At 53.8% G+C, this 22,892-nt stretch carries 23 protein-coding genes and 1 pseudogene; 9 read left to right on the top strand and 15 right to left on the bottom strand.

Annotated elements, in window-relative coordinates:
* Positions 1-13: 13 nt before the first annotated feature.
* Complete coding sequence (locus tag ACR0AA_RS19375; RefSeq protein ID WP_480665620.1) at positions 14-997, bottom strand: Bug family tripartite tricarboxylate transporter substrate binding protein; 984 nt, start codon at positions 995-997, stop codon at positions 14-16.
* A 93-nt stretch (positions 998-1,090) separates the two neighbouring features.
* On the opposite strand from ACR0AA_RS19375, the gene ACR0AA_RS19380 reads away from it, so the two are divergent.
* The 6 genes and pseudogenes from ACR0AA_RS19380 (at position 1,091) to speB (ending at position 8,165) form a co-directional block, all read left to right on the top strand.
* On the top strand, positions 1,091-2,293 hold the full coding sequence (locus tag ACR0AA_RS19380) for an ROK family transcriptional regulator (RefSeq protein ID WP_480665621.1): 1,203 nt from the start codon (positions 1,091-1,093) through the stop codon (positions 2,291-2,293).
* Complete coding sequence (locus tag ACR0AA_RS19385; protein ID WP_480756865.1) at positions 2,293-2,808, top strand: tripartite tricarboxylate transporter TctB family protein; 516 nt, start codon at positions 2,293-2,295, stop codon at positions 2,806-2,808. The genes ACR0AA_RS19380 and ACR0AA_RS19385 overlap by 1 nt, the downstream gene beginning before the upstream one ends.
* A 13-nt stretch (positions 2,809-2,821) precedes the next feature.
* Positions 2,822-4,330 (top strand): tripartite tricarboxylate transporter permease, encoded by a 1,509-nt coding sequence (locus tag ACR0AA_RS19390; protein ID WP_480665623.1) that lies wholly within the window; start codon positions 2,822-2,824, stop codon positions 4,328-4,330.
* Between the two features lie 22 nt (positions 4,331-4,352).
* The gene (locus tag ACR0AA_RS19395; protein ID WP_480665624.1) at positions 4,353-6,155 is read left to right on the top strand and encodes a metallophosphoesterase family protein; all 1,803 of its coding nucleotides are present in this window, start codon (positions 4,353-4,355) and stop codon (positions 6,153-6,155) included.
* Between the two features lie 115 nt (positions 6,156-6,270).
* Positions 6,271-6,849, top strand: a pseudogene (locus ACR0AA_RS19400) (SLC13 family permease); the annotation flags it as partial.
* A 335-nt stretch (positions 6,850-7,184) separates the two neighbouring features.
* The gene (gene speB / locus ACR0AA_RS19405) at positions 7,185-8,165 is read left to right on the top strand and encodes an agmatinase (RefSeq protein WP_170352649.1); all 981 of its coding nucleotides are present in this window, start codon (positions 7,185-7,187) and stop codon (positions 8,163-8,165) included.
* A 195-nt stretch (positions 8,166-8,360) separates the two neighbouring features.
* Here the strand turns inward: speB and ACR0AA_RS19410 are convergent, their stop codons facing one another.
* The 4 genes from ACR0AA_RS19410 to ACR0AA_RS19425 form a co-directional block, all read right to left on the bottom strand.
* A complete protein-coding gene (locus ACR0AA_RS19410) occupies positions 8,361-9,155 on the bottom strand; it encodes a DUF3299 domain-containing protein (protein ID WP_170485422.1) in 795 nt (264 codons plus the stop codon).
* Entirely contained in the window at positions 9,152-11,050 is a 1,899-nt protein-coding gene (locus ACR0AA_RS19415) for an amidohydrolase family protein (protein ID WP_170352651.1), read from the bottom strand. The genes ACR0AA_RS19410 and ACR0AA_RS19415 overlap by 4 nt, the downstream gene beginning before the upstream one ends.
* 615 nt (positions 11,051-11,665) lie before the next feature.
* Complete coding sequence (locus ACR0AA_RS19420) at positions 11,666-11,884, bottom strand: GDCCVxC domain-containing (seleno)protein (protein WP_237217120.1); 219 nt, start codon at positions 11,882-11,884, stop codon at positions 11,666-11,668.
* 4 nt (positions 11,885-11,888) lie between these two features.
* Entirely contained in the window at positions 11,889-12,212 is a 324-nt protein-coding gene (locus ACR0AA_RS19425) for a hypothetical protein (protein WP_480665625.1), read from the bottom strand.
* A 98-nt stretch (positions 12,213-12,310) separates the two neighbouring features.
* Between ACR0AA_RS19425 and ACR0AA_RS19430 the strand changes: the two genes are divergently transcribed.
* The 3 genes from ACR0AA_RS19430 (at position 12,311) to ACR0AA_RS19440 (ending at position 14,496) form a co-directional block, all read left to right on the top strand.
* Positions 12,311-12,700, top strand: coding sequence for a MerR family transcriptional regulator (locus tag ACR0AA_RS19430; RefSeq protein WP_480665626.1), 390 nt, complete (start codon positions 12,311-12,313; stop codon positions 12,698-12,700).
* Between the two features lie 503 nt (positions 12,701-13,203).
* Entirely contained in the window at positions 13,204-13,410 is a 207-nt protein-coding gene (locus tag ACR0AA_RS19435) for a cold-shock protein (protein WP_170430361.1), read from the top strand.
* 72 nt (positions 13,411-13,482) lie between these two features.
* Positions 13,483-14,496 carry a fatty acid desaturase gene (locus ACR0AA_RS19440; protein WP_480665627.1) on the top strand — a complete coding sequence of 338 codons (1,014 nt, stop codon included), beginning with the start codon at positions 13,483-13,485 and terminating at the stop codon, positions 14,494-14,496.
* Here ACR0AA_RS19440 and ACR0AA_RS19445 read toward each other — a convergent pair.
* The 10 genes from ACR0AA_RS19445 to ACR0AA_RS19490 all read right to left on the bottom strand — a co-directional run bounded on the left by ACR0AA_RS19445 (position 14,488) and on the right by ACR0AA_RS19490 (position 22,890).
* The gene (locus tag ACR0AA_RS19445) at positions 14,488-14,736 is read right to left on the bottom strand and encodes a ParB N-terminal domain-containing protein (RefSeq protein WP_170452343.1); all 249 of its coding nucleotides are present in this window, start codon (positions 14,734-14,736) and stop codon (positions 14,488-14,490) included. The genes ACR0AA_RS19440 and ACR0AA_RS19445 overlap by 9 nt on opposite strands.
* A 74-nt stretch (positions 14,737-14,810) precedes the next feature.
* Positions 14,811-15,380, bottom strand: a complete 570-nt coding sequence (locus ACR0AA_RS19450; RefSeq protein ID WP_480665628.1) for a hypothetical protein — start codon at positions 15,378-15,380, stop codon at positions 14,811-14,813.
* Between the two features lie 119 nt (positions 15,381-15,499).
* Positions 15,500-15,637, bottom strand: coding sequence for a hypothetical protein (locus ACR0AA_RS19455; protein WP_480659044.1), 138 nt, complete (start codon positions 15,635-15,637; stop codon positions 15,500-15,502).
* Positions 15,638-17,139: 1,502 nt separating this feature from the next.
* The gene (locus tag ACR0AA_RS19460; RefSeq protein ID WP_480756871.1) at positions 17,140-17,772 is read right to left on the bottom strand and encodes a tyrosine-type recombinase/integrase; all 633 of its coding nucleotides are present in this window, start codon (positions 17,770-17,772) and stop codon (positions 17,140-17,142) included.
* Between the two features lie 557 nt (positions 17,773-18,329).
* Positions 18,330-18,902 (bottom strand): hypothetical protein, encoded by a 573-nt coding sequence (locus ACR0AA_RS19465; RefSeq protein WP_480756874.1) that lies wholly within the window; start codon positions 18,900-18,902, stop codon positions 18,330-18,332.
* A 79-nt stretch (positions 18,903-18,981) separates the two neighbouring features.
* On the bottom strand, positions 18,982-19,116 hold the full coding sequence (locus ACR0AA_RS19470) for a hypothetical protein (RefSeq protein ID WP_480756876.1): 135 nt from the start codon (positions 19,114-19,116) through the stop codon (positions 18,982-18,984).
* Between the two features lie 172 nt (positions 19,117-19,288).
* The gene (locus ACR0AA_RS19475; RefSeq protein WP_480756878.1) at positions 19,289-20,404 is read right to left on the bottom strand and encodes an alanine/ornithine racemase family PLP-dependent enzyme; all 1,116 of its coding nucleotides are present in this window, start codon (positions 20,402-20,404) and stop codon (positions 19,289-19,291) included.
* Positions 20,401-21,600 carry an N-acetyltransferase DgcN family protein gene (locus tag ACR0AA_RS19480; protein WP_480756880.1) on the bottom strand — a complete coding sequence of 400 codons (1,200 nt, stop codon included), beginning with the start codon at positions 21,598-21,600 and terminating at the stop codon, positions 20,401-20,403. The genes ACR0AA_RS19475 and ACR0AA_RS19480 overlap by 4 nt, the downstream gene beginning before the upstream one ends.
* A gap of 92 nt (positions 21,601-21,692) precedes the next feature.
* Positions 21,693-22,547 (bottom strand): hypothetical protein, encoded by an 855-nt coding sequence (locus tag ACR0AA_RS19485; RefSeq protein WP_480756883.1) that lies wholly within the window; start codon positions 22,545-22,547, stop codon positions 21,693-21,695.
* Positions 22,537-22,890 carry a hypothetical protein gene (locus ACR0AA_RS19490; protein WP_170329075.1) on the bottom strand — a complete coding sequence of 118 codons (354 nt, stop codon included), beginning with the start codon at positions 22,888-22,890 and terminating at the stop codon, positions 22,537-22,539. The genes ACR0AA_RS19485 and ACR0AA_RS19490 overlap by 11 nt, the downstream gene beginning before the upstream one ends.
* Positions 22,891-22,892 lie beyond the last annotated feature (2 nt).

Genomic DNA, 22,892 nt, shown 5'->3' on the forward strand with positions numbered 1-22,892 from the left:
GATGCCGAGGTTGTTACTGGATTACCATTCCCAACTTTTCGGCAGTGTCGCTGAAGGTCTGAACCTGACCTTCGACGAATGTCTTGGTTTCATCTGGTGACAGGACCGTGGGGACCGAGCCCAGTTTTTCGGTGGTTTCTACCCAGCTTTCATCAGCCGAGATCGCGCCAAGAACTTCGACCCACTTCGCCACGACGTCTTCGGGCAGGTCTTTAGGTCCCCAGACGCCAGTCCAGCCGACCACGTTTTCAAGGTTCGGATGGCCAAGCTCTTGTGCGGTTGGCGTATCCGGGATCGCGGCAAAGCGTTCAGGTGTGGTGGTTAGCAAGGGGCGGATCTGGTCGGATTCGATGGCTCCGGACAGGCCCGAAAGGTTGTGGAAGATCAGGTCCGCATGGCCGCCGACAACCGCTGCGGTGGCCTTGCCGCCGCCTTTGAATGGGACATGGATCAACGCTTCGGAATCGACGCCCAGATCGTCTAGCATGATCAGCATCGCCATATGCAGAAGAGTGCCAACACCGGCGGACGCATAAGAAAGGCGCTCGCCATTGGCGATTGCTTCTTTCAGTTCATCAAAGCTCTGATAGGGCGAGTCCGCGCTGACGCCCAACACAAACGGGTTCATTTCGATCAGACCCAGAAAGGTGAAGTCGTCCCACTTGTAGGGGATTGTGCGGTTGATCGCCGGAACGGTGGCCTGAGAGCCAACGCGCGCCATCAACAGGGTGTAACCATCGGGGCGTGATTTGGCGACCTGAGTCGAACCGACGACTCCACCTGCACCTGTCTTGTTTACGACCAGAATGTTCTCACCCAGATAGTCCGGTGCTTCTGTGCTGAGGGTGCGTGCGGCCAGATCAGCAGCGCCTCCGGGGCCGTAAGGCACCACTAAAGTCACTGGTTTGTTTGGATAATCTTGCGCTGACGCTCCCGCCGGGATCGCGAGCAGGGCAAGGCTGCTGAGCGCGGCGGTTACTGTGGTTCTTAGTGTCATTTGTTGCGTCTCCCTGAATCGAGTGGGACTCATCATAATAAAATACTTGCAGTAAGTAAATAATTAAGCAAAAATACATTCAGGAGGTGCAAAATGGCAGGTTGGTCACAGGAAGAGATTGGTCGCGGGAACCGGCAGAGGGTTCTTGGAGAGATTTTGGGGTCAGGAACCATTTCTCGAACGCAGATCGCAGATAACCTCGCGCTGAATGCTGCGAGCGTTTCAAGGATCACGCGCGAACTGATCGAAGCGCGTCTGGTTCAAGAGGTCGGCGTGTCTCAGCCCGAAGGGCGCAGGGGGCCAAGAACCAAAAAGCTGACCATGGACCGGTCTGGTGGTTATGTGATCGGTATCGGCATCAACGCGTACCAGCAGGTGGTCACACTTGCTGATCTTTCGAACAATCGTATTGCATCATGGGATGCGGGCGGGGCCGGGCTGACCGATGGCGCTAGCTTCATCAGGGCGTGCTGCAAACAAGCCAAAGCCCTGATTGAAGGGCATGTCCCGGATAAGGATCGACTTTTCGGGGTTGGGCTGACCGTCGCCGGCAATCTGGACAAAGCCCGCGGAATTGTCATTTCTGCGCCCACGCTCGGTTGGGTCGACGAGACCAATGTTTGCGGGATCGTGAGAGAGGAGCTTGGAGTTCCTGTTGTGCTGGAGACGCCAAGCGCTGCGATCTGCCAATCGGAAGCTACCTTTGGGGCGGCGCGGAATATTGAAAATGTCGCCGTGATCTATTGCGCGATGGGGTTTGGTATTGGTCTGCAGGTCAATGGCGAGCCTTACAGCGGGATTGGCCGGGTTGGCGGTGTTCTGACCGAAGCAAAAACCACCGAAGGTGTGGGGTCCAACATGCCTGTTGCCCTGTCCGACCTGTGCGGGGGAAAGGCGTTGTTGCGTCAGGTTCTGGCTCCAAAAGTGTTTAATGCGCTGTCCGATCAGGAAAAAGCCCAGAAAATCTGGGATATTGTCTCTTCTGCAAATGAGGCGGACGGGGAATACCGGTCGGCCTTGCAGGATTTTGGCGCCAGTGCGGCAAACTGCTTTTCGCTCAGCCTGACGGTTCTGCAGCCCGAATTGGTATTGCTAGCCGGTCCGCTGGCGCAGTCGCCTATCTATGTAGATGCGTTTCGAAAGCAGATCGACAACCTGAAAGCCGATCTGCAGCAGCCGATCAGAATCAAGTCCACTGCAATGACACACATGGGTGCGGCGAGGTTGATGTCTCTCAATGAAAACATCGCAAACGCCGAACTTGATCTGAACGTGCTCAAGGGAGGGGGCAGGTAATGGACCAATCAAAGAAAAGAGACATTTTTGCCGGGGCGCTGTTTCTTGTCCTTGGTATTATTACCTTGATCATCCTTATCCCGGCAGGTGTCGATTCACCGGGTTCGGTGGAGATTTCGGCGTTATCGCCAGAGTTCTGGCCCCGCGTGATATCGATTGCCGTAGTTCTGGTCGCACTGTGCTTGCTGGCCGAATCCTTTTTTTTGACAACGCCGCAAATTGATCCGGACGAGGATGCCGAAGCTGACGCTGTTTACAAACTGGACACGCTTCCCGGAACCCTGCGTACCGTCATTCTGATATTTGCACTGTTCGCGTTCTACTTTGCTTTGACAACTTTGGGCGTCGTCGCCAGTTCCATCGTTCTGATGCTCTCTATGATGCTCTTTTTCGGCGAGAGGAAATGGTACTACATCGTACCGATCAGCATCGTTCTTCCCATTCTTTTGTATCTGTTCTTCTTGCACGTCGCAGGCGTGCCAATGCCCCTTGGCATTTTCGAAACGCTAGGCTGAGGAGAACCTGAGCATGATCGAGAATATTTCCACAGCTTTCCAGCTATTCCTCAGCTTCGAGAACATTCTGGTCATCGGCATCGGCGTTCTGATCGGCACGATCATCGGTGCGATACCGGGGATGACGACGCCGATGGGTGTGGCTCTGGCCCTTCCTTTTACGTTTACGATGCCGCCTGTGACCGGCATCCTTTTGTTGCTGGGTGTCTACAAGGGCGGGTTGTATGGTGGGTCCCTTACGGCAATTCTGATCAAAACACCCGGGACACCAGCGGCGTCATGTACCATTCTAGACGGCTACCCGCTGGCCCAGAAAGGGCAGGCGAGAAAAGCGCTGGATATCGCGCTCTATGCATCCTGTGTGGCTGACCTGATCTCGAACATCGCGCTGATCCTGTTCGCCGGGTTCCTTGCAACATTTGCATTGCGCTTTGGGCCGCCGGAGTTCTTCACTCTGATCGTCTTTTCTCTGACGATCATCGCCGGTGTTGCGGGCCCGAGCCTGACCAAAGGCATCCTGTCTGCTTGCCTCGGGTTGATGCTGGCCACCGTTGGGCTTGACCTGATCTACGGCACGAACCGGTTCATTTTTGGCAATTACGAACTGATGTCCGGGCTGAACTTTATTCCGGTGCTCATCGGCCTGTTCGCCATCCCCGAAATCCTCGACCGTGCAACACGCCGCCCGCGTCCTCCGGGAGCGCAGCGTCAGGAACTGGGTAAAGGTGCAAGCTTTGCTGATTTCCGCAAAACCCTGAAATCGGTCATCCGTGGCAGCTTCATCGGTGTTATTCTCGGTGCCATCCCCGGCATCGGCGGCGCTCCGGCGGCCTTCCTGAGCTACAGCGAGGCGCGCAGAAATTCGAAACATCCCGAAAACTTCGGCAAGGGTGAGCCCGAGGGCGTTGCCGCAGCCGAGGCGGGGAACAACGGCGTCGCCGGGGCGACGATGATCCCGTTGTTGGCGCTGGGTGTTCCCGGTGATGTGATCACGGCAGTGATCCTGGGTGCGTTCATGATCCACGGGTTGCGCCCAGGCCCCATCCTCTTCGCGGAAAACCTGCCGATGATCTATGCGCTGTTCATGGGTATCCTGCTCAGCTCGGCCTATCTGTTCATCGTAGGCAAGGCCGCCATCAAAACCTTTAGCCGTGTGGCCCTGATCCCGAACCGCATCCTTTACCCGATCGTCTTCACGCTGTGCGTCTACGGCGCCTATGCAGTGAACAACAACCTGTTCGACATTCTGGTTATGCTGTGCATGGGACTCGTTGGTTTCGCGATGCTGCGATTGGATGTCCCGGTCGCACCATTCCTGATCGCCTTCGTTCTTGGGCCACTTCTTGAGGATAACTTCCGCCAATCATTGCTGTTGTCTGACGGCAGCCTGTCAATCTTTGTTAGAAACGCGATTTGCTGGCTGTTCTGGCTGCTCACCGCTGTGTCGATATTCGTGCTGATCCGGTCCCGTATTCGCGCCTCGCGCACAGGGCAGGCGTCTGTGCTGACGACTGGCGGATAATCTGAAAGACAAGGACAAGACCATGGTTAATGCAGACAACGCTGGTCTGGGGCGCTTTGCATACAGCTTTGCGGTGATTTCGGATACGCATGTCAATCCGGATGAAGACGCATGCAACTCGCCATTTCCGGTAAATGCCCGCGCCAATCGACGCTTTCGCTATGTTGTCGCGGATATCAATCGCAGAGTGGTTGATTTTGTCATCCACCTCGGAGATCTGCTTCATCCGGTGCCCGAAACGGGCGTGCTGTATGCGCAGGCCGCTGAAGTCTACCGCGAGATTGTCTCCGACCTGAACGTGCCGATCCACGTGTTGCCGGGCAATCACGACATCGGTGACACTCCGATCAGTGGCGGGCCGGCAATCCCGACCACTCCCGCAATGATCAGTGCATGGGAAGGGGAGTTCGGCGCTCATTATCAAAGTTTCGAAAAAGGTGGGGTGCGCTTCATTCTTCTGAATGCGCAGTTGATCAACTCCGGACTGCAGGCAGAAGCGGATCAAAGAAACTGGGTCGAGGCCGAACTGGCGACGGCGCAAGGTCAGCGCGTAATGCTGATGCTGCACCACCCGGCCTATCTGTGTTACCCGGATGAGCTGGACCATTATGACAACACGGATCAGCCGGGGCGGGGTTGGCTGTTGGGATTGCTCAAAAAACATGGGATCGAGGCCATGTTCTCGGGTCATGCCCATAATTTCTGGTATGATCGCTATGGCGAGACGGATTTCTACTTGGCTCCAGCGACCAGTTTTGTCCGGCAGGATTATTCGGAAATGCTGCGCGCCACCCCGCGCGAAGGCAGCGAGTTCGGCCGCAATGACGCTGCCAAGCTGGGGTACTTCGTGGTGAATGTTTACGAGAGTGGCCATGTCGCGAAATTCGTGCGGACGAACGGGGTTGAGCTTGAACCGGGAGAAAAGCCAGCAGGCGAGATACTGGAACTGGCCCCAGAACCAAGGGAAAAGGCCAATCCACTGATCGGGTTCGATCTAAGGCAGAACTGGGCCGAAATCTCGGAGGTGCCACCCAGCGGTGGGTTGGACGAGTTCGACCGAAAGCCTGTGCGAAACGATTATCACCTGTTGGCACTGCAAGAGATGGGCGTCAGGGATATTCGCATTCCGCTGCATGATCTGCTGGACCCTGCGCGACGTGCGCGATTGGCCGTGCTCAAACATCTGGGATTTCGCACCACGCTGTTCGGTTGGAGTGTCAATGAAACCGTGCTGGACATGATCGCGGCCGAAGCAAGCAATCTGGCGGATTGGGAGATTTCGCTGAATTGGTGCGATGTCGAGGCCTCTTCTGATCTGTTGACCAGGGCGCATCAGACGACCGGCCTGCCGATCTATGTCTCACGAATGCGAACCAAGGATGACATTAAGGCCGAGGGCACTTATTTCCATGTCATTAACCACGGGTTCAATGCGACGGATTCCGACCAATTGGCAGCGCTGGCTGCGATGCAGAAATCTTGCGGGATCGTGGGTGCGGTGTTCCGATTGGGAAATACCGATCCGGTGGCCGAACGGCTTACCGCAATGGACCACGCGACTGCCGTCCACGGGCTGAAAGCATCGGTGCATCTACGCGTCGCCGGAGATAACCCCGCCGTGCCGCATACCGACGATGATGCGACCGCTGCACGGGTTATTGAGGCGATGGATACCCGGCCAAGGCTCAGAAACACGCGCGTGTTTTGCGATACTCTGGTCGATGTGGACCGGGGCTATTTCGTGCGAAACGGTGCCATCGATCGCTGTAACAACCCACGGCCGCTGCTGAATGCTATTCGCGCGCGGCACGCCCGGACCGACTGAACTCCCTAAGACTTGGCCCTCGCCAGCACTTCCGGTGGGGGTTTCTTTTTTGGGCACGATTATTCTGGTCCCAAGCTATCGGATCAGTCCAATACAAAAGCCAAGGACGTACATGATGGAAACACTCGGGCTTACGACGGAAATGATCATAGTGTTGATCCTGCTGGGCGTGACCGTGTTTCTCTTCGTCTCTGAAATTGTCCGGGTCGATGTGGCGGCCATGCTGATCATGGTCACATTGGGGGTGCTTTCGGCCATACCCGGGCTGCAGGGCCTTGCCGATCCGCGACATCTGTTTGACGGCTTTGCAAGCAACGCGGTGATCTCGATCATTGCCGTCATGATTATTGGCGCCGGGCGAGACCGTACCGGTGTTCTTTCGCACGTTGCGTGCTGGATCATGCGCGTGGGTGGCACGACCGACACCCGGATCATGTTGCTGATTTCTTCGATCGTGGGCGTCATCTCGTCCTTTATGCAAAACGTGGGCGCAGCTGCTTTGTTTCTGCCGGTTGTGTCGCGCATTTCCGTGCGAACTGACCTGTCGATGTCGCTTCTACTGATGCCGATGGGTTTCTGCGCCATTCTGGGCGGCACAATGACAATGGTGGGATCTTCGCCCCTGATCCTGCTCAACGATCTGATACTGACCATCAACGGCACTCTGCCCGCCGAACAGCAGATGTGGGTGTACGCGAAGTAAACAGAATGGTTGTCTTTAAACAAAGACTGCTATTCGTCCCTAAGCAGCCATCTGACAGAAAGACTCAGATGACCGCACCGAGCCCAAAGCAGACATAGATGATGAGCGCAGTATTCGTCACTCAAGGGCGGAAAGCTGACTTTCGTTGTGTCCGCATAATAGGCAAGGACCTCTGCCGAAAGCTGACATTCGATTGATTTTGCAACTAAGATAATCACTGCGCCGCCGAAAATCGGCTGCAAGATCAAGATCACCAGATAGCATCCAGCCGATAATGAGAATAGAAAAAGCCATGAAACCTATCACAAGAAACTGACCAAAACACCATGGCTACAGACCTTAAATCCTATGGCATCGATGCCGCCTTTACCCGTGGCGCACTCAAAGGTTCACAGATTGAGCCCAGTTATTCCGGCGCTCTGAGTTTTATGCGCCGCAAATACACAAAGGATCTTGAGGGGGCGGATGTAGCGATCACCGGAGTTCCCTTTGATCTTTCTGTGAGTAACCGTCCTGGAACCCGCTTTGGCCCAGAGGCAATTCGCAAGGCAAGCGCTCAACATGCCTGGGGCCCAATTTGGCCCTGGCGGTTTGATCCATTCGATACGCTTGCAGCAATCGATTACGGTGATTGCGTTTTCGACTGGGGCGTGCCCCAAGACGTCCCGTTGGCCATAGAGCGCCACATATCGGAGATAATCTCGGGAGGAACGGCCAGCCTTGTTCTGGGCGGCGATCATTTCATCACCTATCCGGTACTTAAGTCCTATGCTGAGAAGTACGGCCCAATCGGTCTCATCCAGTTTGATGCCCATCGGGACGTCGAGCCCGACGAGGGTGGACGCATGGATCACGGCAGTATGTTCAACCTAGCGGTTCGCGAGGGCATCATAGATCCGCAACGGACCGTTCAGGTGGGCATCCGCACCTGTTTCGAGGGCGAAGAGACCTATGGCATGAAAATCTTGCATGCAGACGCCGTACATGCTGCTCCAGCTGAAGAGATTGCCGCAACCATTTTGTCCACCGCTGGGGATGGTCCGACCTACCTGACCTTCGACATAGACTGCCTCGATCCGTCCACTGCTCCCGGGACGGGCACACCGGTCCCGGGCGGGCTTACCAGCTACCAAGCGCTCGCCATAATCCGGGCCATGAAGGGGCTCGATCCAGTCGGCATGGATGTGGTCGAAGTCTCCCCCCCGTTTGATCATGCGGAGATGACCTCCAACGCAGCCGCAATGATCGCCGCAGAACTTCTTTGCCTGAAAGCCTGGGCCAGAGGAGCTCGGGCCGTTTCAGAATAGCCAATAAATCGTCTGTTGCTTGTCTCACAAGTGGAGAATAGCTGCGTGCGGCTTGGCCCCAATAGGCCGTCCGCAGATTGCGCCCTTCTGTCTATTCGAGCTCAAATGTCCGGTAAGGGGCAACGGATCCATAAGTTCGTTTGGACATTCTCTCTATCAAATGGCTCAAGCATCAATCATGGCTGACGATTGATTTCACCAAGAATTGTAGACCTCTACGGTCTTTGCTTTCAGGCTATATTGCGCCTCAATGTTTGCAGCGCCATCAAAAAAGACGACGTCGCGCCGTGTATCCTCGGCGTTCAATTCTCCTTCGATCCAGAAAGCTTCGAAGATTGAGCTGAAGGCAACACCCTTTGGATAGTCCACATGGACAATCTGGTTTGGAGGCGGTGTTGGCGTGTGAACGCAGGCACCTGCAACTGGCACAAACAGGAATTCTGTCACCTTTTTCTCTTCGAAGGCGAGCGGGACAACGTAACCGGCAAGCCGTATAGATTGTCCGAGAATGTTCTGGTTGGGTGCGCGCCTTGCTTTGCCATTCTGAGCGATGATGTTCCGCCGCTCTCTCATCAGGCCGTCTACGTCAACTTGATGCATTGAGAGGAGTGTAAGAGCAGCTTCGTGGCGTTCAAATAGTGCCATATCTTCCCGTTCGCGCGGTGTCGACGTGCGCCATTCGACGTGGATGCGCATGGCGTCGCGCAGAAACGGTCGCATGTCGGCAAAGGGCGTTTCGCTGGAGACATGCACTGGTAGCAGATCCTGCCAGCCAATCACACGCGTACCTGTCGACATGTTTTGCGGCGCTACACTGACTGGCGTTCGGGTCAAATCAAGCGGAGCTGCAAGCGGATCAAACGGCATACCACCGGGTTGCTGGCCCGCAATCGCGCGCTGCCATGCGCTCTCAATGCTTTGTGCCGCAACCGGGAGAGATATCAGACCAAACAGAGCGCCAATCGCAAAAGCTGACAGCGGACTCGTCATCCCTCAGACACTCTCACGCTAGTAACTGCGACGCCTCGGCGCAGTTTCTCGTCGTCGCCTTCTTCCCACTCCGGCTCGGTCAATAGTTTGTCCGGTTCGCCGTCGCGATCAATATCGTAGACCAGTTCGCCGCCAAAATAGGTTTGCAGCACTTCAGTCTTGTGAAATTCAAAAACGTTCTCTTCGGCCTGTCTGCGAATATCTCGGTCGAGCACGATGATGTCTGCAATCTTGCCTTCCTCGAGACTCCCCAACACATCGCCCCGATCCTGAAGGCGTGCACTACCCAGGGTCGAGCCATGGATAACCTCTTCAAAGGTCAATGGTTCACCGGGCATGACAAGACCGCCGGGTGTTCCCATAGCCTGTCGTGTCATGCCGATCTCCATTCCTTCCCACGGCGAAAACACAGGAGACGTCGGCGCGTCAGGTCCAAATCCATACTCCATGAACTCGGTCACGAGTTTGAACTGGTACATACGCTCCAGCACCTCTTTTGGCAGGTTCTGACTGGTCACATTACGAAAGTACTCCTCGGTGGGATCAGCCCAGTGAAGTTGAAGCTGCCCGGAAACCCCGAGCCGAGACATGCGACGAGCGTTGTCGATAGACAAATGGTCAACATGCGTGAAAATCTGAGGGATGTCGTCGCGAAGGGGCTCGCCGGTTTCATGTGCAAATTCCAGCGCGTCGAGCGAGCGGCGGATCCCCGCGTTCCCTTCAACGTGCAGCATCAAGGTAAAATCACGCTCTGTTAGTGCGTCGAAAATCTCTGCAAGGTTGTCTGGTCGAAAGTTCATATCCGGCCGTGTGCCGTCCAGATACGGGCCTTCCATATAGGCAAAACGCCCCGGTGTTCCATCAATAGCGAACTTCACAGTGTTCGCATGGAGAATACTGGGATCAACGCCCGCATCCTCGACTGCGGCCCGCCGTATCTCTAATTGTTCGATCATTGCGGTATCGCCCTCTGGCGTGCCGGTGCCCCAGAACACCATGGCTAATTCGTGCCTGAGTGTTAGTTCTCCTTTTTGCGCCAAACGGACGTAGACGTCATCTGCCCCCTCCTTGGACCCGGCGGCAGCTTCCGTTGCACCGGTGACCCCGACCGCGTTGAGCACGCGAGCGGCACCAATAATCGCTTCCTCCTGTTTCTCAAAAGAATAGAGTTTGTGCTGTTCGACAAACCCTGTCGAAAGGTGAGCTTTCTCCTGCAAAAGTCCGGAAGGTTCATCGCCAGCGTCATTCAAAGGCATGTAGCCGCCTTTCGGTGGCTCCCAATCGGCAGTGATCCCGAGGTATTCCAGAGCTTTCGTCGAATACCAGCCGTTATGTTGCGTATTGTCGGAGATCAATGCAGGGCGTCCACCAACGATTTCGTCCAGTTCTTCCTTGGTGGGATTCTGAAAATGCGCGTCGGACCAACCGCCGCCGATCACCCACTCATCTGGCCCGAGCGTCGCCGCGTACTCCCGGATTACTTCGACAACCTCCTCACGCGACGCATCGTTGTAACCGAACAGGTTGAGCATGACGAAATGCGTCTGCCCAAAGATGCGTGTGTGCAAGTGAGTGTCGATGATACCAGCCATAACGGTATTTGTGCCCGCATCCACGATCTGGGTGCCATCGCCTGCCAACTCGCGGCAACTGTCATCAGTGCGTACACAAATGATCGTGTTTCCCGCAACCGCCACGGATTGCGCCAGTGGCAACTCGGGGTTTGACGTGATGATGTTTTCACTCAGGAAAACGGTGTCGGCTTGCTGAGCAAGTAGCGGCGAGCCTGCGAGCAAAATAGCTAGCGCGAGCGCGCTGTATCCTGATTTCATTTTCAAGTGATTCCCTAAATGCTGACTGTTTGGAGGTTGGCAAAAGACCACAACGAGCGTCAAATCAACTTTTCAACAAAATGGACGCAGGATCTGGCTCTACATCTTTGGCAACCTGATAAAGCGCATCACACCGTTGCACCTGCCTAATTAATCGCAGTGCTTGAACAACATCAGTTTTGTTGTAGCAAAACGGCCTATACTTACGGCGGGAGATCGAAGTTTCAAACCGAACGGCCCGGTCTTTCTCGATCTCACCCGCAACTTGTAGACGGCGCCCTACTGACCATTGCAGGCACTACCATTTTGATCACTTACGTACTGTCGATCCGGCATGGTATCGTGCATATGCGGCGAACGGCAGCATTGCTGAGCCGCGGTACAGCATCCCTGTAGACGGCTGGATGTCGGCTTTGGGCCGTTAGCCGTACTTGTCGCTCCACACCCGATTGTCTGCTTCGTCCGCGTAGCGGTCGTTCACGCCGAGTGCAGCGAACGACCGGATTGAGCCCAACCTGTACCCTGGATTTTATTGCTGCATGCGTTTGCAGCAGTAACAACACTGCAACTGCCGAATATCTTGTGCGGCCAAGCAGCGGAAAGAACTGTCATTCATGCAAATAGCAGCGATGCTCGCGGCGGCAGCTCACAGTTTGCTCAACAAAGCCGTCCTTCACTTCATCCGCAACAGCTATCGCCTAGCTGAATTGGTGGACACGGGACCGTGGCATATGAACAGTAAACACAACAGTCGCCTTCCAACGGCTTCAAAACTGTTTTGCACGACTTGCATTCATAGAACCACTGGCAAGCATCCGTTGGCATTTGCTCGGTTTCGCTGTGGCCGCACTTCGGGCAAATCAGGGTGCTTTCTAGGACTACAGTTTGTTTTGTCATAGTCTCACATCTGCATGATCAGGTAATCGTTAATCCGTGCCTCGTTAAACACAACGACCCAAGCCACGCCGGTGATTAGAGTTGTTCCTGCAAGCCGCCATTTTAACGTCGGTAAGGAACCGCGCCGATAAGATACCAGCCACGATATCGCGACGAGCGCCGTTGAAATCGTCAGCACATAGTAACTCGCTGCCGCAACCTTCCCAAAGATTGCCAACCAACTGCCGCCCAGCCCCAGTAACATCATCATCACGGGCAAAACGCAGCAAGTCGCGACGCCAAGCGCTGATAGCGATCCCAAATAGCTGAGGCTAAGGTACTTCTGCATTCTGTTTCCCTGATGGACTACGTCGCGCGGAGTTGTAGAGACAACAACCTCTCGTATAACTTCTGTAGCCACTACAGGATCAAGACAGGAAATCTCACATGTTTGCGATTGGGGAGGCATCCCGGCAAAGCGGTGTCGGAATTGAAACTATCCGCTACTACGAACGCGAAGGGATCGTGCCGAAACCAGAAAGGGCATCGAATAATCGACGCATGTACTCTGCGCACGATGTGGGACGGCTTTGTTTTCTAAGGAAGTGCCGAGACTTGGGTTTTTCGCTTGCCGATGCAAAGGTGCTTCTCAACCTGTCCGAAGGTGATAGCGAGGATTGCCAATCCGTTAAGGAACTGGCCGAGCTTCATATCTCCAATGTGCGTATGAAGATAATCGAACTTAAGCGATTGGAGGCCGCCCTGAATGAACTTACGGCCAACTGTAACATCGGGAACGTTTCTTGCCCGATGCTTACGCAGATACGGACCTACTAATGGCACTTTGAGGCTCGCAGTCGCCCTATGCCAACGCAGCATGACCCAAGATTCGGGCCGCGCAGAATCTACCGTTCGTTAGAGAGGTCAACTCGTTGATTTAGCAATGTTTCCATCAATCAATGAACATTTGTGCATCGCCACGGTGTTCTTGTAGCGCGCGGTGAATTCGGACAGACAGCCCTACCTGCCGTTCCTGAGCAATCAATTTGCTGCATACGCACTCGGCCGGCTTTATCAGAAGCCGACCTCTGAATTCCGAACCACAGAGCAATGGTTCTGCTTATCCTTGTCCTAACTTGGGCTAGGCGGACTCAGATCTTCTGTTGCTTTCTATTGTATCAAGGCTTGTATCGTGCGTACTCGAAGTCCATATACACAAGGCTAACGTTTTTCTTTTTCGACCTGCTGTCTCCCAAATTCGGCGTTCAGTCTTTCGATTCAGACCGACCACGCCGAGTCGCCGCAATGATGCGGGCGGCAAGTATTAGGAGACTTCCACCATGGCAAATGGCACAGTAAAATGGTTCAACTCGACCAAAGGGTTTGGCTTTATCGAACCTGAAGATGGCAAGCGCGATGTGTTCGTGCATATCTCAGCACTTGAGCGTTCCGGCATCAGCGAATTGAAGGACGGCCAGAAGGTTACCTTCGACGTCGAAGCTGGCCGTGACGGGCGCGACAGCGCCGCCAATCTGGCACTGGCCTGACCTTTTACGGGCACCCTTATGGGGTGCCCGTTTGCACAATGGGCTGCTAAAAGCCCTTGGAGAACAAGTCAGTTGCAACAGCAGGAATTGACCCGGGCGCTCGCGCAATACCGTGTGCCCGATACGAAGCGTAGCGTTTTTGAACTGACAATCACTGTCATCCCCTTTTTCGCGCTATGGGGCGCAGCGTGGTTTGCGCTATCCCTTAGTATCTGGGTCGCTGCTCTACTGGCCATCCTGAACGCCGCATTTCTGGTGCGTATCTTCATCATCATGCATGATTGTGGTCACGGATCATTCTTTAGAAACCGTACCGTTTGCAATTGGACAGGCCGGGTCCTGGGTGTTCTCGCCCTCACACCTTATGACGTCTGGCGGCAAAGCCATGCGATTCACCACGCCTCAACCGGCAACCTTGATCGGCGCGGGATGGGCGATATCCCTACGTTGACTGTAGAGGAATACCTGAAGCGCAAGTGGTCCGGTCGTGCCGCTTACAGGTTAATCCGGAACCCCTTCTTCCTGTTCTGTATCGTACCGGTCTACACGTTCTTTCTTCAAAATCGTTTGCCTTTTGGTTTCATGCGGTCAGGCTGGCTGTATTGGGCAAGTGCTATGGGAACAAACGCCGCGATTGCGGTGATCCTGGCTCTGATTTTTTGGACCGGAGGCCTGGATGTACTGGTTTTTGTATTCCTTCCAACCATGATCGTCGCCGCGTCGATTGGTATTTGGCTATTCTATATTCAACACCAGTTTGAACACACGACTTGGGAGCGGGAAGAAGTGTGGAATCTTCAGAACGCCGCATTCTATGGAAGTTCTCACTATGCCCTGCCAGGCATCCTGCGGTGGTTCTCTGCCAATATCGGTGTGCACCATGTTCACCACCTTGCCAGCCGCATACCGTTTTATAGGCTAAACGAGGTTTTGCGTGACCATTCCGAGTTGGAAAATTGCCAGCGTATTACTCTATATGAGAGCCTTCATTGCGCACGATTGCATCTTTGGGATGAAGAAAGTCAGCGCCTGCTGACGTTTTCTCAGGCTTTGTCGAACGCCAATCCCAACAAGAGTTTAGTGTAATCTGGCGCGCACCAAAAAGGCTTCGACAGTATCACCGCCCAGGGCGCGAATGGCCTCCAGTCGGTGAAGGCCTTCAATCAGCACGAACCTCTTGTTGTCCGCGCGTATCTGGATCGGGGTCTTCTGGCCGTTCTTCAGGATATCTTCGGCCAGCGTCAGGACTTTTTGCTGATCAAGTGTTTTTGCACGCTTCACAGGTACATAGATCAGGTCGAGCGGGTATGGTTTCTTCTCCAGCATAAGCTACGTGTGCAACCTTTCGTGCATTTGGAACGGTCAGGAACTCTCTTCGGAATCAGGTGCTTGATTTTGCGTCATAGAACGGAACGGACGGCGACGCGCAGTTCCTGATGCATAATCCAAGTTGCTGGCTCATCGTCACTTTCGATGTGAGAAAATGCCAGGACCTGAGCGGCGCCATCATTCTGTACCGATCCGGCTTCGGGTAGGTCCAGTTCCAGATATTCTGCGATCAATAGTCCGATTTTCTTGAAAACCTTGATGGAGGCCTCGCGTGATTTGTAACCGGCTGCCTGAGACAAGTGACCAATGGTCAGACCTTCCCTACCTGCGATAGTAAGTGCTTTGAGCATTGTGACCTGCGCAGGGGTGAGCCTGATCTGGCGCAATGCCTCTGCATATTCTCTTTCACTGGGAACGAAGGTGCCGGAGTTTCCCTCCAAACGGCGTTGACCGCTACGTTTCCTGTCTCGTTCTTCGAGAATTTCTTTCAATGCTTCAATGGCCAATGCTGGTGTTTCGCCGACTGCATCAGCAATCATTGCCTGCGTTTTGGCTGGTGGCTTGGGGAATGCGCGCGCAACGCTGTTACCGCTCAGAATGCCAGCCTTAATCAAGTACTTGCCAAACTCTTCCTCAATCACACCGGCTACGTCAGCGTTCCGCGACTTACGAACACTGCGTTCCTGAAATTCTCTTTGATCTAGGTCGCGAATTGCCGATTTTGGGTGCCGGAGGCTAACCTGAGGGGTGCTTTTACGCATCAGAGAAACACCACCACAATTATGGCCGCAACAAACACCGCCAACGCGACAAACATCTTTATGCTGTAGGACCAGCGTTGCGCCTTTTCGGCCTTGAGTATTTTGCCCAGGTTTTCGTCAATCGAGTTATGGTTCACGGATTCGTCCTTCCGGATTTGTCAGGAGGTATTGGTTCCCACCAACCTATTGTCGCGGCACATTTTCGGTGCACTTATCGTTCTGTCGTGTAAACGGCCGATTGCATTCCCAACCGTCACCTCTCCGATTCAAGTGAGCATTTGAAGGGACACGGATCGCAATGCATCTGTCCCGGTTTGCGCGAAAACCTCGTTTGCATTTCCATCCAGAAAAGGTTTCAGGCGCAAGATATGCATGCTGTGGAATTGCCACAGGTTCACAGCTACTCTCCGCTGCCCTGTAACCTCTGAGGCACACCCAACCATCCGCGCTGTTTTTGTCAGTCAGGCGGCCGTTGCTCGGGACATTAATCGCAACACAATCTTGGTCCTCCTTACGAAATCCCCAGTTGCAGTGTATTTCTTGTGCGCCAAACCTAGTTTCGACGTACCCATTTTGAGGTGAAATCACCTCTTCACACTCGTCCCCGATACGCTGGAACAACCGGTTACATTCCCACCGATCTCCGGTTGAGGCAAGATAGGCATTTTCCGGAACTCTTATTTCCTCACAGAGTTCTCCAACGTTTTGAAAACCATGATTGCATTCCCAGCCGCTGCCATAGGAGCTACCCGTCAAATATGCGTTTTTTGGTACGTCTGTTCTTTGACACGATCCGTTCTTGTTTTCGAAGCCTTCGTCACAGACCGATCCATCAGCATTGCCTGCGACTTGGGCAGGAAGCTGCGTTCCTGAGAGCAACACCAAGAGTGCCGGGATCAAACAAAGAATGCAGCGCGTAAACACGATTAATGACTGATTGAAACGGAGCCTGAGACCTGATCTATCGGGCATCAAGCACGCAATTTATGAGCCATGTGCTGTTCATACGGCGCCTTCTTTCCTGGGTCACGCGATAACTGGTGTATGGCGGGTGACAGTTGCGAATGCTTGCGAGGAACGAGCTCATAGCGAAGACCCCAGCGAAACCCGTTCCTATGCTGGGGCACATGCTACAGTTATTCTGAAGGCCATTGGATCATCGAAGCCGGCAGCATCGCGGCGACGAGTAATTTTCACCAATGCACTTTTGTGGTCCTTAGCCAGAATAGAGTCAAGGAAGTTTCCCTTGTCGCAATGCAAGTACCGCCAGGGCAGGTAGTTTTTGAAACTGCCGGTGACCAAGATCCTTAGTGAACTACCGAAAGAAATTGTCTGGCCTGAGTGCGGCGAAAGAGGAGTATGTGATCAAGGCTTCCCCGTGACTATGAATGACTGGCCTGATGACATTGGCTGCAACGCAGCGATTTTCGCGCCGCTTCTGCACAAGTACCCGCGGTGCGATCAAATGGCCGCTCCGTCCCGTACCCTGTAAATTGCGCCTGAGCCGAGAAAACTGTGCTGCGAGCGTACGCAACAAGATTTTGACACTTCCGCTCAGGGCACGCTACGTCCCCCCCCTGCGTAAGAGAACTAGAACCACTATGGATTGGCGACCGACAGCGCCGCTCGCCAAACTGTCTCAGATGTCTATGCGCTCTGCAATGCTTAGCGCGTCTTCCAATTCAACGCCCAGGTATCGCACGGTGCTATCGACCTTTGTGTGCCCAAGCAGAAGTTGGACCGCGCGGAGATTTCCTGTCTTACGGTAGATCTCAGCTACTTTGGTTCGGCGAAGCGAATGCGTGCCATATCCGCTCGGTTCCAATCCGATTGCGGTCACCCAGTCTCGAACCAGCCTGCCATACTGGCGCGTCGAGATGTGTGGTCGATCATGGAATCGGCTTGGAAACATGAACCGGCTAGCAAACATTTCCGGTGATTTTACCCATACCAATACAGTTTCTCGCGTGTTTTCCGTCAATTCGAATTGAACAGATCGCTTGGTTTTGCTCTGGATCACCGAAACACGCTCACGGACGCGATCGTCTTTGACAAGATCGGTCACAGCGAGTTTGACCAGATCGCAGCCGCGTAGCTTGCTATCAATCGCGACGTTGAACATTGTGAGATCACGCAGATTTCCAGAAAATTCGAGCCGTGCACGGATCGCCCAGACCTGTTTTGGGAGTAGCGGTCGTTTCTGACCGATGATCCGCCCCTTGTTCCAAGCTCTGGGTTTTGGGGTGACTGCAGGTAGTTGGACTCTTGGCATATTTTGCACTCCGATCCACCCTCCGCACCCAAGCAACAGCACCGCGCTGACCACCGAATAGTACAAGCGGCGTGAATGCCTGCCGTCCGATTATGAATACTGGCATGGTTTAAGTGTGTGCATTCGGTGGCTTGAACCCATATCACTACGCATAAGAACGATTCGAGTCCAAACCGCGCGTACGCTTCGTCTTCAGCACCGATTACCGATCGGGTTCCACGTTAAAAGGCCCGGGTCAGCACCAATAAGATAAAATGAGATATGATCAGAAAAGCTGGTAAGACCGGCGTCAGGTTATCAGCGACGCCGAGCTAACCCGGGGCTTACTGATACGCCATTTCGCCACGCGCTCAACCCCTTGCAGCGTCGACAAATCCGCTCTCCGAACCCTTCGCTCCAGAATGGCGTTCTGCAACGAAGACACGGGCGTTCTTGCGGCACGTCATTGTGGGCGCGAGCCATGATCGTATCTGCTTCGTTGTCGGAGTCTTCCATCAGTTCTTAGCCTCGATTTCTGTTTTGGTTCATACAGCGACTGAAAAAGAAAGTTCCGAGCCCTAAGCCTTGAGATTGAAGGAGCTGCCTGGTTCAGACTGTCCGATGGGACGGCCTGTAATCCGAGGGCTTTTATTAGGACGAACTGGCATTCCTTCGTTCTCAGCAGCTTGGACTGCGAAGGCATACCGAGAGCCGCTTCCGCATCCTCGCCGTAGGGCTCGTTGATCTGATAATCTGTCGTCTGCCTCAGAGATGAGCGACTCCGAGTAGAGGTGCCGAAGTTGAGCCTCTGAAACGCCATCCGCTTCCATAATCAATTGCACCATGGGATCGGCCAAAAGTTGGTCGAGCAAGAACTGCGACAACTGTTTTGAAGACAATTTATCCTTTGCGCGGGCTCTCTCCAAATCAGTAAGAGAAACGGTCAAGGTACGCGCCAGACCGGGGTGAGATTTCCGTGGATGCAGACAGATTAACACCGAGGCCTTCCAGGCTTCTGGGTCCGAATAATCTGGTGGTGCGGAAAGCTCAGTTTCTAATTCGTATTCGCCTGCCGGGAGTAATTCGTCGAAGCCAGGGAAAGTAAACGGCTTGGAAAAGACTGCGATTGTCTTGCTGATTAGTTGGTTCATTTAGTTAGTTCTCCTTTGCTGATACCGCTCGCTCGGAGATGCAGACAAGAACAAGCCACCCACTCCCGGCAGGGAATTATCAGTTTTGGGGTTTAGGCTTTGGTTTTTCGGGGACGGTGTCAGGCCCTTCCGACGTCGTTTCTTTTTTCGGTGCGTCCGCATCTTTTTCCTTCAGTGCGGCAGCCGCTCTGGTCGTCAGGTCTTTGAAAGACATCATTTTGATCCTTTGATTGTCCGCACCACCCACGAGCCCAGATGAGGTGTGAAAAGTGAATGCGGCTACATCCAATATAGGGATTGGTGGCCCAATTTACTACGTAAAGCTGTAGAATAAGATGGTAAACTGAGGTCTGAGAATGATCGGAGACGATCTTTGTGCGCAACCTTCACTTCGAATATGGACGATCATTGTTTGCAGCGATGATTTCTGCCAATGCGCTAGCACCACTGAAGACCTTTGCAACATCAGGTGCTGCCATGCTTCGCGAAAGCGCGCTATACTTCATTCTTAGCTTCATCTCGCCACCAGCGCGAGCCGGACAATCAGTGGTTTCAACAATGATATGATCGCTGGTGGCTCCGACGAACGTGACGCCCGCAGGGAATACAAGACCCGCCGCATCGGTGTCCTGGAGTCCGATCGCAAGGATCGACCGAGTATTCGAAGGACCGTCTAAAGTCACACACTGCATTGAAGGTATAGGGTAGTTCATTCGCACGGGATTTGGGTTTGATTTGGCTTTCGTTTCGATCACTTCCGCCCAAAGAGTGAAAGCATCTGTATAAAGCCCGCCGATCGCGTGCCCGGATACAGGATCGGTACCCAACAGGATAGCCTCACCCAGACGCAGGTTGTTGATCTTTCCGGTCGCACCCTTGCCAAGCGCCCATGGCAAACTGGCAGAGCCGCCGCCTGACACTGTTTCAAGAGCGGGTCCAAACGCGCGCTCGGTGTCGATGGCAAGCGATGAAAGCAATGCCATTGCTTCTGCAGAGGGTGCCACATGACCAAGACAGGCAAAATTTGCGCCAATCCCCTTCAGAGAAGTCCCTTCCATTCTTAGAATTTGAGACACAGTGCTTTCAAGGTGTTCAGGCAAGATGCCTTCCCGCATATCCCCCATTTCCACCATCAGGATAATGTTGTGAGTAATGTTCTTTCCCAGCGCATTGATGGCCAGGCAGGCGATAATGTCCATCTCTGTGTTGTAGCTGACATCGCAGTTATCAACGACTTGCGCGACCTGGCTCAGCATGGGCGTTCGGATCAAGGATATGGAGCACGAGATTCCAGCATCGCGCATACGCCTGATATTGCTGACCCGCGCGTCCGCCAGCCCTGTCGCGCCACCTTCAAGCATAGCATTCGCAATTTCAGGATGACCGCAAACGGCTTTTGTCACACCTGTCACCGTGATTTCGCGGGGTCTAAGGTGGTCGACTAGGAACCGTGTGTTGTACCGAATTTTGTCCAGATCAACGTCGATACGCAACTTGCTCATTTAATCGTCGTGGCACGTACGGGTTGCAAGCGCGGAAAGGCAGATAGAACCATATTCACCAAGTTTTTTGGAGGACGGTTCAATGCGTCAGTGACCGGGAGATACAATTTGCCGTTGTAGTCTGTGATGGCCTTTGAAATCTCAACATCATTCATTCCTTCATGGTTGATCGTCATGCCAATTACCTCTGTGTTCGCAAAAGCCTCGATCAGGGTGATTTCATCGCAAGGGTCGGGCATGGCCATGTTGGGGAAGTCGCATCGACGTTTTCGTTTAGGTGCGTGTTGAAGAATAACCGCATGTGGTTGACTGCCTCGCAGAATGAAGGCTGATGTGCAAAAGGCCGGATGGCTTAGCGCGCCCTGGCCCTCGATCACTATGACATCCGGGTGCTCATCTTCAGATGCTGCAACAACAGCGCGCTCAAGCTCGCCACAACAAAACTGCGGCGGCACCGAATCCATCGCGACGCCATACTTGGCGCCCTGCATCAATCCTGTCTGGCCGGTACCGACCAAAACTGTTTTGATCCCATGCGCGTTAAGTGCGCTTGTCAGGATTGTCGCGGTTGTACGCTTTCCAATTGCACAATCGGTGCCGAACACCGCGATGCGGATCGCCTGGACGTCTCCAATACTGCCATCTAACAGGCGCAGGTCGGGATTTGGCCGCGGCTTGCGAATGTCGCGTATCGTGACATCGTGAATTTTGGCAAATCCGGCGAGCTCCTTGTCATCGCTAAGAAATTCATGCAGCCCACTGACGATGTTCATTCCGAGCGTTATCGCATCCACAACAACTTCGCGATCCTCAAGGGATATTCTGCCGCTGGCCGGCGCCATTCCGTAAATAAAAGTGTCGGGGATCGTAGCTTCATTAGCGACGGCGGCATCAAGATCATCGAAGATGGGAACCTGATTTGCGATATTATCAAGCACTTTGCCACTGTCACAACCGCCATACGTGCTGTCGATCACCGAAAGAACGCGATAGGCCTGTGAATGTCGAACGAGACCATTAGCCGTCTTGCCATCGATCTTTGCGAAGTTTCCTTCGCAATACACAATTGCAGTCGGTGTATCTGTCACGAGTGTCTTGCGGTGAAGCTCTGGAAAAACTGCTTGTTCCGGCGCCAGCTTTTGCGCATCGCTGGCAATGAACTGCTTGGCATCCGACGCAATGGGTACGGGTTTCATATTTGTTCCTTTTTAGATTGTGAAACGCGCGTCCTTGGTAAGGACGGGCAAAAATTGTGAAGTTTGGGAAAGTGGGCTTTCTGTCTGAATTCTCACTGGTTCAGAACACACAGCCCTTCTGATCGATGATAGTTTTTGTGGCATTGCCACCCATTGCCGGATCGGTCGATATGGGCATTTGCCGGTAGCTCGATTGCATTGCAGCGATCACCGGACGCTTCGTAGCCACGTTCGCATTTCCATCTAACTCCATGGGCCGCGTCATCGTAGAAAGCATTTTCAGGCACAAACACGGCATCGCACCGTCCGTCGCGCTCAAAAAACCCACGCTCGCACGTCCAGGGACGCCCGCTGTTTGATGCGTTCAGAAAAGCGTTTTCCGGTACCGCTACTGCCACGCATGCTTCTCCGTCTTTTTCGTAGCCACGGTTGCAATGCCATGCAGATCCATAAGTGCTATTCGTCAGGTAAGCATTATCCGGCACCACGATTTTCTGGCAGCTATCGTCTACTCTTGTGTATCCACGCAGGCACCGCCACCTCTCACCTGATGGATCGAGATATCCACCTTCAGGCACAATCACTTCAGTGCATGAGGTGCCGCCAACTTCAACAAAGCCGTGCATACATGCCCACCCTGAGCCGTATGTTCTGTTTGTGGGGTAGGCATTTCCCGGCACGACAATGGCCACGCATTCTTCGCCTTCCAACCGATAGGACAAATCGCATTCCCAACCGTCGCCATACTTATTGGGATGCGCGTTATCCGGGATCGAATTTGTTTCTGCCGATGCGGGACTTGATGAGATAAGGGAGCCCGCCAAGCAGCTGAAAACGCCGACAAACAGCGCCGTCATAAAGTGAGAGTAAAACCAGTGCTGATTTTTTCGATTTGTCCTGGTGCAAACGGCGTTGTCCGAATGTTGAGTGATTGAGTTACGATCCATCCAGGTTCAGCCCCTCGATACAGGCCTGCGCCAGGTCTTTGTTAGGAGTTTGGGATCCCGGCACCGTTGCCCAGCCAGCCGCCATGACGGCATCCTTCTGCTTGAAAGAAGAAGCCTCTTTGATCGTCGTTATTTTTTCGGCGCGTTGGGCGTCAGTTCTCGCCATGTCGACGCAGACCGGAACCAACGCAGCGATTACATTATCGCGGGACATGGCGTTGGCCATCTTGTCCGCGCTACCGCCGGTCATCCATCCACCCCATGAAAATCCAACGACGCCTACGAAAACCCCGCCGATCAGAGCACCGTAGATTCCGGGTTTAAGCCATTCGGGCGTGTTCATAA

This window comes from Ruegeria sp. CE8 (assembly GCF_056537465.1).